At 74.0% G+C, this 12,195-nt stretch carries 8 protein-coding genes; 5 read left to right on the top strand and 3 right to left on the bottom strand.

The genetic code is table 11. The features are described 5' to 3' along the window. Nucleotides 1-114 precede the first annotated feature (114 nt). From ACFOYY_RS19745 to ACFOYY_RS19725, 5 genes are all read left to right on the top strand, one after another. Nucleotides 115-1,017, top strand: coding sequence for a DUF2877 domain-containing protein (locus ACFOYY_RS19745; RefSeq protein WP_352011342.1), 903 nt, complete (start codon nucleotides 115-117; stop codon nucleotides 1,015-1,017). After that, entirely contained in the window at nucleotides 1,014-2,465 is a 1,452-nt protein-coding gene (locus ACFOYY_RS19740) for an FdrA family protein (RefSeq protein ID WP_386190568.1), read from the top strand. The genes ACFOYY_RS19745 and ACFOYY_RS19740 overlap by 4 nt, the downstream gene beginning before the upstream one ends. A gap of 47 nt (nucleotides 2,466-2,512) precedes the next feature. Further along, entirely contained in the window at nucleotides 2,513-3,919 is a 1,407-nt protein-coding gene (locus tag ACFOYY_RS19735; RefSeq protein WP_386190566.1) for a YlbE family protein, read from the top strand. An 89-nt stretch (nucleotides 3,920-4,008) separates the two neighbouring features. Further along, nucleotides 4,009-5,982, top strand: a complete 1,974-nt coding sequence (locus tag ACFOYY_RS19730) for a serine/threonine-protein kinase (protein ID WP_386190563.1) — start codon at nucleotides 4,009-4,011, stop codon at nucleotides 5,980-5,982. 112 nt (nucleotides 5,983-6,094) lie between these two features. Next, nucleotides 6,095-7,336 carry an MFS transporter gene (locus tag ACFOYY_RS19725; protein ID WP_386190560.1) on the top strand — a complete coding sequence of 414 codons (1,242 nt, stop codon included), beginning with the start codon at nucleotides 6,095-6,097 and terminating at the stop codon, nucleotides 7,334-7,336. Here ACFOYY_RS19725 and ACFOYY_RS19720 read toward each other — a convergent pair. The 3 genes from ACFOYY_RS19720 to ACFOYY_RS19710 form a co-directional block, all read right to left on the bottom strand. Next, a complete protein-coding gene (locus tag ACFOYY_RS19720) occupies nucleotides 7,318-8,919 on the bottom strand; it encodes a bifunctional 3'-5' exonuclease/DNA polymerase (RefSeq protein ID WP_386190557.1) in 1,602 nt (533 codons plus the stop codon). The genes ACFOYY_RS19725 and ACFOYY_RS19720 overlap by 19 nt on opposite strands. 49 nt (nucleotides 8,920-8,968) lie before the next feature. Next, entirely contained in the window at nucleotides 8,969-10,486 is a 1,518-nt protein-coding gene (locus tag ACFOYY_RS19715; protein ID WP_352011337.1) for a metallophosphoesterase family protein, read from the bottom strand. Between the two features lie 88 nt (nucleotides 10,487-10,574). Beyond that, the gene (locus ACFOYY_RS19710) at nucleotides 10,575-12,149 is read right to left on the bottom strand and encodes an FAD-binding oxidoreductase (RefSeq protein ID WP_386190638.1); all 1,575 of its coding nucleotides are present in this window, start codon (nucleotides 12,147-12,149) and stop codon (nucleotides 10,575-10,577) included. Nucleotides 12,150-12,195: the final 46 nt, after the last annotated feature.

The raw sequence follows: 12,195 nt of genomic DNA, 5'->3' as shown, positions 1-12,195 counted from the left end.
GGAACGGGGGCGTCCTGGCCGGTCACAGCCGCGCGACACGGTGACGACACGACCGCGGCACAAGCACGGCACAGCACGGCACAGCACGGCACGGTGAAAGGCAGGCGAGGGCTCATGACCGTCGGAGCGCGTCCGAGGGCCCGGCGGAGCCGGGGCGTCCAGCCAGGACATGTACGCGCGCACGCGACGGGCGCGGCCGGCACGGCCCTGCGCGCGCTGCTGGAGTCGCCCCGCCGCCCCGCGCGGGTGCTCGCGGCCTTCCCCGCCGGGATCTACCTTGAGGTCCGCACGGAGCTGGAACCCCACGTGGTCGCGGTGCTCTCGGGGGACGCGGTCCGGCTGCCCAACGCGATGGTGATCAACGGCCCGATGCCCCGGGTCGCCGTGGGCGAGGAGGCGTGGGTCGGTGACGGTTCCATCGAGCTCGGCGGCCTCGGCCTGCGGGCGCACCGCTGGTGGGACGCGGCGCCGCCGCTCGGTCCCGTCGAGCCCGCGCTGCTGGCCTCCTGGCTGCCGGTGCTTTCCGGACTGTGCGAGCGTTCGCCGAGACGTCCCGGGCTTGAGGGCAACGACGCCGCCGTACGGCTCGCGCTCGGGTGCGCGGAGGGTTCGCTGCTGCGCGGCGTCACGGCCGCCGAGCAGCTCGTGGGTCTCGGCCCCGGCCTCACCCCGAGCGGTGACGACATGATCGCCGGGCTGCTGGTCGCGCTGCGCCATCTCGGCACCGCCTCGGGCGTCGGCCGGGCCGTGTGGCTGGCCGACTGGCTGGCCGCGGCGGTCACCTTCGAAGCCCGTGAGCGGACGACGCCCATCTCCGCGGCGCTGCTGCACTGCGCCGCCAGGGGTGAGGCGTGCGGGGAGGTGCTGGCCGTACTGCGGGGCCTGGCCGGGCGGCAGGCGCTCGAACCCGCGCTGCACCGGCTGTTCCAGATCGGCCACACCTCGGGAGCCGACCTGGCGTGGGGGGTGCGCGCCGGTCTCGCCGCGGTGGCCGGGCTTGCGGGAGCGGGCCGTTGAGCGCCGACCTGGTCCGGGTGCGCCCCGGGGTCTACCACGACTCGGTGAGCCTCATGCGGGTCAGCGGGGCCCTGTCGGCGCTGCCCGGGATCGAGGTGGCGGTGGTGGCGATGGCCACCGAACTGAACCTCGGCCTCGCCGCCGGGCTGGGTTTCGCGCTGCCCGAGGCGGGACAGGGCGACCTGCTGGTCGCGCTGCGCGGCGCGGGCCCCGATGACCTGGAGACGGCGCGCGCCGAGCTGGACCGGCTGCTCACGGACCTCACCGTACGAACCGTTCAGGGAGGCGGCGGGGAACGGCCCGCGCGCACCGTGCGCTCGGCGGCGCTGCGCGGGGCCGGTGAGAGCGGTGAAGGCGCTGCCACGCTGGCGCTGGTCTCGGTGCCGGGGCCCTACGCGTTCGCCGAGGCGATGGACGCGATCGAGGCCGGTCTCTCGGTGATGATCTTCAGCGACAACGTCCCCGTCGAGCAGGAGGTGCTGCTCAAGAGGCGCGCGGCCGAGCTGGGCCCGCTGGTCATGGGGCCGGACTGCGGCACCGCGGTGGTCTGCGGCGCGGGTCTCGGTTTCGCGAACGTGCTGCGGCCCGGTCCCGTCGGCGTCGTCGCCGCCTCGGGGACGGGCGCCCAGCAGGTGACCTGTCTGCTGGACCTGGCCGACGTCGGGGTCAGCCACGTGCTCGGCGTCGGCGGCAGGGACCTGTCCGCCGAGGTCGCCGGGCTGTCCACACTGCGTGCCCTGGCGGCGCTCGACGCCGACCCCGCGACCGAGCTGATCGTGCTGGTCTCCAAACCGCCCGCCCCCGAGACCGGCCTGGCCGTACGGCGGGCCGCGCGGGCGCTGTCCACCCCGGTCGTGACGGCGCTGCTCGGGTCCGGCGGTGGTTCCGGCTGTGCCCTCACCTGCGACTCCGGGGGCGGCCCCGGCGACCTGACCCACGCGGCGGAGGCCGTACTGCGGGCCCTGGGTGTCCCGGTCCCGGTGTGGCCCTCGTGGCCCGCACCCGTGAGCCCGCGGGCGGGCCCCGCCGGGACGCTGCGCGGCGTCTACTCGGGGGGCACGCTGTGCGCGGAGGCGAGGACGGTCGCCGGGACCGGGGAGTTCACCGACTTCGGCGACGACGTCTACACCCGAGGCAGGGCGCACCCGATGATCGACCCCTCCCTGCGCCTTGAGGCCCTCGCACGGGTGCCTGCGGGGGACGTCGCGCTGCTCGACGTGGTCCTCGGACACGCCGCCGACCCCGACCCTGCCGCCGGGCTCGCCTCCGGGATCGCCTCGGCCGTGGCCCGGGGCGTGCCGGTCGTGGTGGCGCTGGTCGGCTCGCGTGACGACCCGCAGGGGCTGACCGCCCAGGCGGAGGCGCTGCGGGCGGCGGGCGCCTCGGTCTTCGTCTCCAACGCCCACGCGGCCGGGTACGCGGCGGCCCTTCTGGCGGGTGCGCGGTGACTCCGGCGACTCCGGCTTTGCTGCCGGCCCTCTACGGGGAGCCCAGGGTGGTCACGGCCGGGGCCGAGGTGTTCGGGGAGGCTCTGGACGCGCAGGCCGTACCGAGGATGGCCGTCGACTGGCGTCCGCCGCTGCCGGGCACCGGGGACGACGTCGCACGGGTGCTGGCCGACCCCCGCAGGTCCCGCGCGAACGCGACGGCGCTCGGCCGCATGACGTCGGCCAGGCCCCACCTCGTCGGGGTACGGCGGGCGGATGAGGCCCTCGGCCTGCCGCCGGGCACGTTCCTGCACGCGGGCCCGCCGATCCGCTGGGAACGCGCCTCGGGACCGCTGCGCGGCGCGCTCACCGGGGCGGTGCTGCTCGAAGGACTGGCCGGGGACCCTGAGGAGGCGCTGCGGCTGCTCGAACAGGGGCGTGTCCGCCTTGAGCCCTGCCACGGGTGGGGCGCGGTCGGGCCGATGGCGGGCGTGGTCAGCCCGTCCATGTGGATGTTCGAGGTGCGTGACGAGGAGAACGGCGGCACCGCCTGCTGCTCGCTCAACGAGGGCCTGGGCAGGGTGTTGCGCTACGGCGCCTACGACGACGGGGTGCTGCGGCGGCTGCGCTGGATGGGCGAGGTGCTCGGCCCCGCGCTGCGCGAGACGCTGCGGGCGTCCGGGCCGCTCGACCTCGGGGCGCTGATGGCGCAGGCCCTGCAGATGGGTGACGAGCTGCACAACCGCAACCGCGCCGCCACCTCGCTGCTGGTGCGGGAGCTGGCCTGCGGCCTGGTCGAGACGGCTCCCCTGCACGCGGCCGAGGTGCTGCGCTTCGTCGGCGGCAACGACCACTTCTTCCTCAACGCGGCCATGGCGGCGTGCAAGGTGAGCGCGGACGCCGCCAGGGACGTCCCCGGCTCCAGCCTCGTCGTGGCGATGGCCCGCAACGGCACCGACTTCGGCGTGCAGGTCTCCGGGCTTGGCGAGCGCTGGTTCACCGGCCCCGCCGCCGTGCCCGACGGTCTCTACCTCGGCGCGTACGGCCCGCGGGACGCCAACCCCGACATCGGTGACTCCACGATCACCGAGACGGCGGGCCTGGGCGGCTTCGCGATGGCGGCGGCCCCGGCGATCGTCCGGTTCGTCGGCGGGGAGGTGGCCGCCGCGACGGAGGCGACCCTCTCCATGTACGAGATCACCCTCGCCGAACACCCGGTCTACCGGATCCCCGGGCTCGGTTTCCGCGGCACCCCGGTCGGCGTGGACGTGACGCTGGTCGCCAGGACCGGCCTCCTGCCGGTCGTCAACACCGGCATCGCGGGCAGGGTCGCGGGCACGGGACAGGTCGGCGCGGGCCTGGTGACCCCGCCCGTCTCGGCCTTCACCTCCGCGCTGGCCGCGCTCGCCGAGGTCGCCGAGGTCGCCGTCACCGAGGTCGCCGTCACCGGCGGGCCGCCGACTTCCGTTGCCTGACACGATCCCGATATCGTGTCCAACCTTGCGCATAGGGTTGGTTGCGGGGACGAGGCAGGACGACCGATCGTCTGCCGGGAGGGCCCCCCATGGGTTCGGAGGGCGACACCATCGGCACGACCGAGGCGGAGGCGCAGGGCAGGCTGGTCGGCAGGCGTTACCGCCTGATCTCACCGGTCGGCCGGGGCGGTATGGGTGTGGTGTGGCACGCGCACGACGTGCTGCTCGACCGTGACGTGGCGGTCAAGGAGTTGATCCTCCCGCCCGGTCTCGACGAGGAGGGCATGCACGCCGCGCACCGGCGCATGCTGCGCGAGGCACGCTCGGCCGCCCGGCTCAGCCATCCGGGGATCATCACGGTCCACGACGTGGTCGAGGAGGACGGCCGTCCCTGGATCGTGATGGAGCTGGTCCGCGCCTGGTCCCTTGAGCAGGCCGTACGGCGCAACGGTCCGCTGCCGGTCGTGCAGGCCGCCGAGATCGCCGTCCGCGTGCTCGACGCGCTGCGGCACGCGCACGGCGCCGGGGTGCTGCACCGTGACATCAAACCGGGCAACGTGCTGCTCACCTCGGACCGGGTGGTGCTCACCGACTTCGGCATCGCCGCGATAGAGGGCGACGTCTCGGTCACCCAGACGGGCCTGCTGATGGGTTCGCCCGCCTACATCCCGCCGGAGCGCCTGTCCGGCAAGCCGATCACCCAGGCCGCCGACCTGTGGTCCTTCGGCGCGACGCTGTACACGGCGGTCGAGGGGCGGCCGCCGTACGAGGGGCCGGACGCGGTGGCCGTGCTCGGCGCGATCCTCACCCAGGAGCCCAACCGGCCGCAGCGGGCCGGGGCGCTGATCGCCGTCATCGAGGGCCTGCTCCGCAAGGACCCGGCGGACAGGATGACCGCCGGACAGGTCTCCGAGCTGCTGGGCCGGGTGCTGCGCAGCCACGGTTCCGCGGCCCACGACCAGCTGCCCACCGCGCCGCCCGCGCCCGAGGTCCTCACCCCGGTGCGGCCCGCGGCCCCGCAGCCCGCCCAGTTCTCACCGTTCTCCCAGACCTCGTTCACGCAGTCCGCGCCCGCCCAGCCGCCGGGACCGCCGGGACCTTCGGGGCCGACGGGACCGCTGCCCTCGCGGATCATCGAGACCCCCTCCGGGCCTGTCCGGGTGCCCTACGACGCGCCCGGGCTCGTCTCCGGGACCTCCGCCGTCCATCCCGACGGCCGCCCCGCCACCCGCCCCGACGGTCAGGAGACGGGGCACGGCCGCGGGTACGACGCGTTACGCAGCCCGGCCTCCGGTCTCGGGCGTGGCTCCTTCGTCGACCTTCCCGAGGCTCCTCCCGCCTCGGCGCGGCGTTCGGCGCGCGGACGTGACGAGGAGGACACCCTGGCCGGAACACGGCCTCCCGCCGCGGGCGGCCGCAGGAGCGCGCGGCGCAGGGCCGTGAACGAGGGCCCCTGGATGCGCGGGGGCCGTCCGGCTCCCCTGCTGATCGCCGTCTGCGCGGTCGCGGCGCTGGCCGCGGTCGCCGCCGTACTGTTCCTGCTGTTCCTCCCCGGTTCGGCCACCCCGCAGGCGGCTCCCTCCCCGGCCGCTCCGGCCCCCTCCTCGGCCGCGCCGTCGCCGTCCCGGGCCGAGATCCCCGGCGGTTACCGGACCCTGGGCGCCGGGGGTGTCTCGGCGGCGCTGCCCGGGGGCTGGACGGTGCGTGAGGCCGACGGGGTCGTGACCTTCCACGGGCCGAGGAACAGCGGGCAGAGCGTCGTCGTCTCCCAGACAGCGGTGACCGACCCGGTCGCGGCGCTCGACGGGATCACCAAGGACGACCTGGACGAGTACACCGAGGTCGGGGTTGAGACGGTGCCGTACGGCTCGTGGCGGGCGGCCGACTGGGAGTACACCTACGTCAGGTCTCCCGGGGCCGTCCCCATGCATGGTTTGACGCGCTATGTCGCGGTGGACGGGCAGAGCGCCTACCTGATCTCGTTCACCGCCCAGGATCTCGACTGGGACCGGGGCACCCAGGCACGGCGGGTCTTCTTCTCCACGTTCCAGCCGAACGCCTGAGCGACCCCCACCATCCCACCCGATAAAACGTTATAAGTGATGACAAAATTCATTTGTGACCGCAACCCCCACAAATAGCGCCATTTCCTATAAAGAAACACGGAAAGCAGCCGTGGTGCAGCGGCGAACGCTCGTCGTACTGTCCGTAGCGCAGATCGCCAGCGGGATCGGCACCGCCGTCGGCTTCACCCTGAGCTCCCTGGTCGTCGCACAGCTGTCGGGCTCGAAGACGATCAGCGGGCTCGCCGGGACCGCCACCGTCCTCGGCGCCGCCCTGCTCGCGCTGCCGACCGCCAGGACCTCCGGCAAGGGCGGACGGCGGGCCGGGCTGGCCCTCGCCTACGGCTGCGCCCTGGTGGGATGCGTGATCATCCTCGCGGCCGTCACCGTGCGGTCATGGCCGCTGCTGCTCGGCGGGCTCGTGCTGTTCGGCAGCGCCGGCGCGGGCAGCCTGGCCTCCCGCTACTCGGCGACCGACCTGTCCCCGCCCGGGCACACCGCCCGGCACCTGGCGTGGGTGGTGTGGGCCGCGACGATCGGCTCCGTCGCCGGCCCCAACCTGGCCGAACCCGTGGAACGCCTCGGCCGCTCCCTCGGCCTGGCGCCGGACACCGGCCCCTTCGCGCTCTCCCTGATCGCCTTCGCCGTCGCCCTGGTCGTCATCCTGGCCGGTCTGCGCCCCGACCCGTTGCTCCTGGCCCGCTCCCTGGCCCCTGCGGAGAACCCGGCGGCCCCGGAGAAGGGAGGCCCCAGGCGGGGCGGCACCCCGCGCACCGCCTGGCGGACCCTGCGCCGGGAGCCGGGCGCCTCCCGGGCGCTGGCCGCGATCGCGGTGAGCCACACGGCGATGGTGTCGATCATGTCCATGACGCCGGTCCACCTGGGCCACGGCGGCGCGACCTACTCGGTCATCGGCATCGTGCTCAGCCTGCACATCGCGGGCATGTACATCCTGTCCCCGGTGGTCGGCTGGCTCTCCGACCGGATCGGCCGGGTCAGAGTGCTCGTGCTCGGCATGGGGTTCCTGCTGGCCGCCGCGGTCCTGGCGGGCGGGGCCGGACCCCACGACGTCGCCCGGGTGGCGGCGGGGCTCACGCTGCTCGGCCTCGGCTGGTCCTGCGGGCTGATCTCCGGCTCCGCGATGCTCAGCGAGGCCGTACGGCTCGAAGACCGCCCCGCCGTACAGGGCGTGTCGGACCTGCTGATGAACGTCTGCGGCGCGGTGGGCGCGGCGCTCGCCGGGGTGGTCGTCGGCACCCTGTCCTACGGGGTGCTCGGGACGGCCGTCGCGGTCATGGTGACCGTCACCGGCGCCTGGCTGGTCCTGCGGCCCGTTCACTTGGCGTCGGCGTAACAGCGCACGGCGACGGCGTGCATCGGGAAACGCACCGGCGTGTCCCCGAACAGCAGCCCGGTCGCCTCCTCCGCGGCCCTGCCGACCGCCTCGACCACCTCCTGGCCCAGCTCGGCGGGACAGTGCACCATCACCTCGTCGTGCTGGAAGAACACCAGCGCCGCCGGAGGGGGCAGCAGGCCACGCAGGACGGCCATGAACGCCAGCGCCCACTCCGCCGCGGTCGCCTGGACCACGAAGTTGCGGGTGAAGCGCCCCCAGTCACGCGCCGCCCTGGCCCCCTCCGGCCCCGAGACCAGCTCCCGCCAGCGTGCCGAGGGCGGCGGCGAGGTACGGCCCAGCCAGGACCGGACCAGCCTGCCCTCCTCCCCCGCCCTGGCGGCGTCCTCGACGAACCGGTAGGCCCTGGGGAAGCGCTGGCGCATCACCGCCAGCAGTTTGGGCGCGTCGCCGCTGGTCCCGCCGTACATCGCCGACAGCAGGGCGATCTTGGCGTGGTCGCGTTCACCGCCGAACGCCCGGGCCAGCGCCTGGTAGAGGTCGATCTGCCCGGCCGCCGCCGCCAGGCCCCGGTCACCCGCCATCGCGGCCAGCACCCGGGGTTCCAGCTGGGCGGCGTCGGCGACGACCAGCGTCCAGCCCTCGTCGGCGACCACGACCCTGCGCATCACCTTGGGGATCTGCAACGCCCCTCCGCCGTTGGTCGCCCAGCGCCCCGAGACCACCCCGGCCACGACGTACTCGGGCCTGAAGCGGTTCTCCCGCACCCACTGGTCGGCCCAGGTCCAGCCGTGGAAGCTGTGGATCCTGGCCAGCTCCTTGTAGGCGAGCAGGGGCGCGACCCCGGGATGGTCGACCTCCTTGATCTCCCGCGCCCTGGTCGAGGTCACCGACAGACCGGCGGACTTGAACGCCTTGACGATCTGCTGCGGGGAGTCGGGGTTGAACGGGCCGCCGAAGGCCCGCGCGAGCTCGTCGGCCAGAGCCTGGAGCTTGGCCGGGCGCATGCCGTGCACGGGACGCGGCCCCAGCAGGTCGGTCAGCAGCTCGTCGTGCGCGTCACGACGCCACGGCATGCCCTCGTGGGCCATCTCGGCGGCCACCAGCGCCCCCGCCGACTCCGCGGCGACCAGCAGCCGGAACCGTCCCGGCTCGGGAAGGGCCTCGATCCGCCTGAGCTGGTCGGCGTGGACCTCGGCCACCAGGTCCGCGTCCGGCGGGGGCGCCTCCTCGTCGAACAACGTCGCCTGCCTGGCCTGCGGCCCGGGATGCTCCTCGGGCACCGGCAGGCCGTGCAGCCTGGCGTGCGCGGCCCGCGCCGAACGGGGCTCGCCGTGGCGCCCCTCGTAGCCCAGCAGCAGCCCCTCGGTGAGGGCCAGGTCGTGACAGCGCCCCAGCCACACCCCCTCACGCAACAGCGCCGGGTAGACCTCCCGCGTGTCGGCCCAGACCCAGCGGGGCGTCCCCGCCCCCGTCTCAAGCTCCCGTACGGCCGCCGCCAGATCGGCGACCGTCCGGGACCCCTGCCCTTCGGGGCGCAGCACCCCCGAGGTGCCGGGCCCCGCGGCGACTGCCACGTTCATCCGGCCAGCCTGTCACGCGGGACCGACACTTCCGGTCAGGCGCCTCCCGTCAGGTGAGCGGGATCTCGACCTCGTCCTCAAGCGGCGGCTCCATCTCCTGCGGCAGGCAGCCGGTCGCGGCGAAGCAGCGGATCCGCAGACTGGCCGGGGTCACCGACACGTGCAGGAAGCTTTTGAAGAACGGCGGGGTGTCCCAGTCGGACAGCTCCGACAGGTAGCGGTGGAAGGTCTTGCCGACGGGCAGCCGCAACGGCATGGGCCAGCCGCCCAGGATCCGCGCCGCCCAGCGCATCCTGCGCGTGATGGGGACCGGCCCGATGTCCCTCGGCGGGGTGTTGCCGATCTGCCGCGACATCAGCGCCACCCCCTCCTCCGGGGTGAGGTAGAGCCAGCGCATGCGCAGCCGTTCGCTGTAGAGCTTGCTGTAGAACGACAGCGAGTCGCCGCGCAGCGGGTAGCACCGGTAGTCGTCCTCGTTCACCCCGCCGACGGTGATCCTGGGGGTGGTGTGGGTGGCGTGCATGAAGGCCCCGGAACCGCCCGCCACGATGTACTGGATCGTCCGGTCGCCGACCCTGACCGGGAAGCGCTGGTAGTTGTGCACGTCACCGCCGATGGCCGCGACGTAGTTGTTGGCCGGGTCGGTGACGACGTCGTCGATCGTCCCGCCGCCCTCGATCCCGGACGGCTTGTAGTCGTTGCGGACGTAGATCGGCTTGCCGGTGATCAGGATCTTGGGCCGTGGGTCCCGGGAGACCTCGCGCAGCCAGCGTCCCTGCTCCCGGTCCAGGCCGCCGTGGATGCCGGTGTCGACGCCGACGATCAGCAGGCTCGGCGTCTCCATCGCCCAGTACGGCCCCGGCTGCGCGGGCTGGGCCGTACCCTGCTCGGGGCGGGCCCTGAGTTTGCGCGCGCCGGTCAGGCGGACCTCGTCGATCGCCTCCGGCTCACGCCACAGCGTGCCGCGCAGCCCCGAGCGCGACATCCTGAACCCGCGCCGCTCCTGTTCGAGCGCGGGCGCGTCGCAGAAGACCCGCATGAAGCCGCCGAGCCCGTCGTACCAGTCGTGGTTGCCGGGGACCGCGTAGATCGGCGCCCGATAGTCCTGGTAGGGGCGGAAGAACTTGTCCTCGTACTCGTCGCCCGCGCCCGCCGGATAGATCACGTCGCTGGCGATGACCGCGAAGGCCGTGTCCGCCCCGATCTTGAGCATGCCGGGGACGACGGCGTACTGCGACAGGTCGCCCTCCCCGGTGTCCCCGAGGAGGAGGAAGGAGAACTCGGGCCCGACGTCCATCGGGACGCGGAGGGAGGGGTCGACCCCCCGTTCGAGCTGCGCGGCGACCCAGCGCGCCCTGGCCTGTCCCGAGGGGTCGCCGAACAGGCCCGCGAGCACCTGGTTCCTCGACTTCCACAGCACGCGCGGGCTGAGCCAGCTGAAGGTCTTCCTGTCGGGCACCAGGGCCCTGAAGGTGCCCATCTGGGCGCAGGACCAGCCCGCGCCCTCCTCTGAGACCCGCGAGGAGACCTCACGCCCGCGCCTGGCGGCCCGCCCGACATCGACCATGGTCATATCTTGGCGTTGATCTTACGGAGACGCATCCGTTTCGTGGTGAAACCGCCCACCGCGACGGCCCAGCCCTTTACGTTGTAGATCAAGAACTGGGGATCAGCGCCCCGGGGTTGAGAACCCCCTCCGGGTCGAGCCGTTCCTTGATCCCGCGCAGGATCTCCCCGCCCAGCTCGCCGATCTCCACCGCGTAGGCCTCCCGATGGTCGCGTCCCACCCCGTGGTGGTGCGAGATCGTGCCGCCCTCCGCCACGATCACCTCGCTCACCACGCGTTTGGCCCGTTCCCACTGCGCCACCGGGTCCTCCTCCTGCGCCGTGACGACCGTGAAGTAGAGCGAGGCCCCGGTGGCGTACACGTGGGAGATGTGGCACATCACCAGCGGCGCGCCGAGTGAGGCGGTCAGCGCCGCGCGCACCGCCTCGTAGAGCCGGGGCAGAACGGCCCAGAAGCCCGCCGTCTCCAGCGTCTCCACGGTCGCCCCCTCCGCCAGCAACGCGTCCCGCAGGTACGGCGCCGCGTAGCGGCCGCGCGCCCACGCCTGTCCCGGCTCGGTTCCCAGACAGGTTCCGCCGAGTTCGGACAGCACCGCGGCGGCCCGTTCCCGCGTCTCGGCGACCTCCAGGGGCCCGCCCTCATAACCCGCGACGACCAGGCAGCCCGCCCCGGCCACCGGTTCGCCGATCTCCTCCGGCCTGGCCAGCCCGATCATCGTCTCGGTCTCGTCGGAGAGCCTGAGCACGGTCGGCAGCGGCCCGTCCTGGGCCAGCCGCCGCAGCGCCGCGGCGCCCTCGGAGAAGGAGGCGAAGCGCCATCCCTCGTAGTGGCGCTCCGCGGGCGAACGCCGTACCCGGAGCCGGAGCGAGGTGATCACGCCGAAGGCGCCCTCCGAGCCGAGGATCACCTGGCGCAGGTCGGGACCCGCCGCCGACCTGGGCGCACGGCCGAGGTCGAGGGTGCCACGCGGGGTCGCGACCGTCATGCCGACCACCATGTCGCCGAACCCGCCGTAGCCCGCCGAGGCCTGACCGCTCGACCTCGCCGCGGCGAAGCCGCCGAGTGTGGCGTACTCGAACGACTGGGGGAAGTGCCCGAGGGTGAGCCCGTGCTCGCCCAGGAGCCGTTCGGCCTCGGCCCCCCGCAGCCCCGGCCCCAGCTCGGCGACCATCGACTCGGTGTCGAGGGAGACGAGCCGGTCGAGCCTGCCCACGTCCAGCGCGACGACCCCGGCGAAGCCGTGCCCGTCGGCGCTCAGACCGCCGACGACCGAGGTGCCCCCGCCGAACGGGACGACCGCGACCCGGTGGCCGGAGCACACCCGCAGCACCCGGAGCACCTCGTCGTGGGAGCCGGGCAGCACCACGGCGTCCGGTGCCCGCGAGGCGTCCCCGGCCCGCAGGCGGATCAGGTCGGGGGTCGACTTGCCCCGGGTGTGCCGGATCCGGCTCTCGTCGTCGGAGCGGACGTGCCCGGCGCCGACGACCGCGCGCAGCTCGTCGAGGACGGACGGCGCGAGCACGACCTCGGCCGGCCTCACCTCTTCGAGCCCGACGGCGGGGGTGCTCGGCGCGCGCACCCCCAGCAGGTCGCGCAGCAGCGACCGTACGGCCTCGGGCAGCTCGACGGCCCCGGCGGGGTCGCCCCATCCGGACCAGAGCATGGGCTCGGCTGTTTTCTTGGGAGTGTCCACCTCTACACTGTGACAT

Source organism: Streptosporangium jomthongense (genome assembly GCF_042650425.1).
GTDB lineage: Bacteria > Actinomycetota > Actinomycetes > Streptosporangiales > Streptosporangiaceae > Streptosporangium.
Note: the sequence above shows the minus strand (reverse complement) of the source record. Positions and strands in the feature narration are given on the sequence as shown.

What these genes read in the sequence shown, in the direction of transcription:
- ACFOYY_RS19715 (WP_352011337.1), bottom strand. Translation starts at nt 10,486, where the DNA reads ATGGTCGATGTCGGGCGGGCCGCCAGGCGCGGGCGTGAGGTCTCCTCG.
- ACFOYY_RS19730 (WP_386190563.1), top strand. Translation starts at nt 4,009, where the DNA reads ATGGGTTCGGAGGGCGACACCATCGGCACGACCGAGGCGGAGGCGCAG.
- ACFOYY_RS19745 (WP_352011342.1), top strand. Translation starts at nt 115, where the DNA reads ATGACCGTCGGAGCGCGTCCGAGGGCCCGGCGGAGCCGGGGCGTCCAG.
- ACFOYY_RS19720 (WP_386190557.1), bottom strand. Translation starts at nt 8,919, where the DNA reads ATGAACGTGGCAGTCGCCGCGGGGCCCGGCACCTCGGGGGTGCTGCGC.
- ACFOYY_RS19710 (WP_386190638.1), bottom strand. Translation starts at nt 12,149, where the DNA reads ATGCTCTGGTCCGGATGGGGCGACCCCGCCGGGGCCGTCGAGCTGCCC.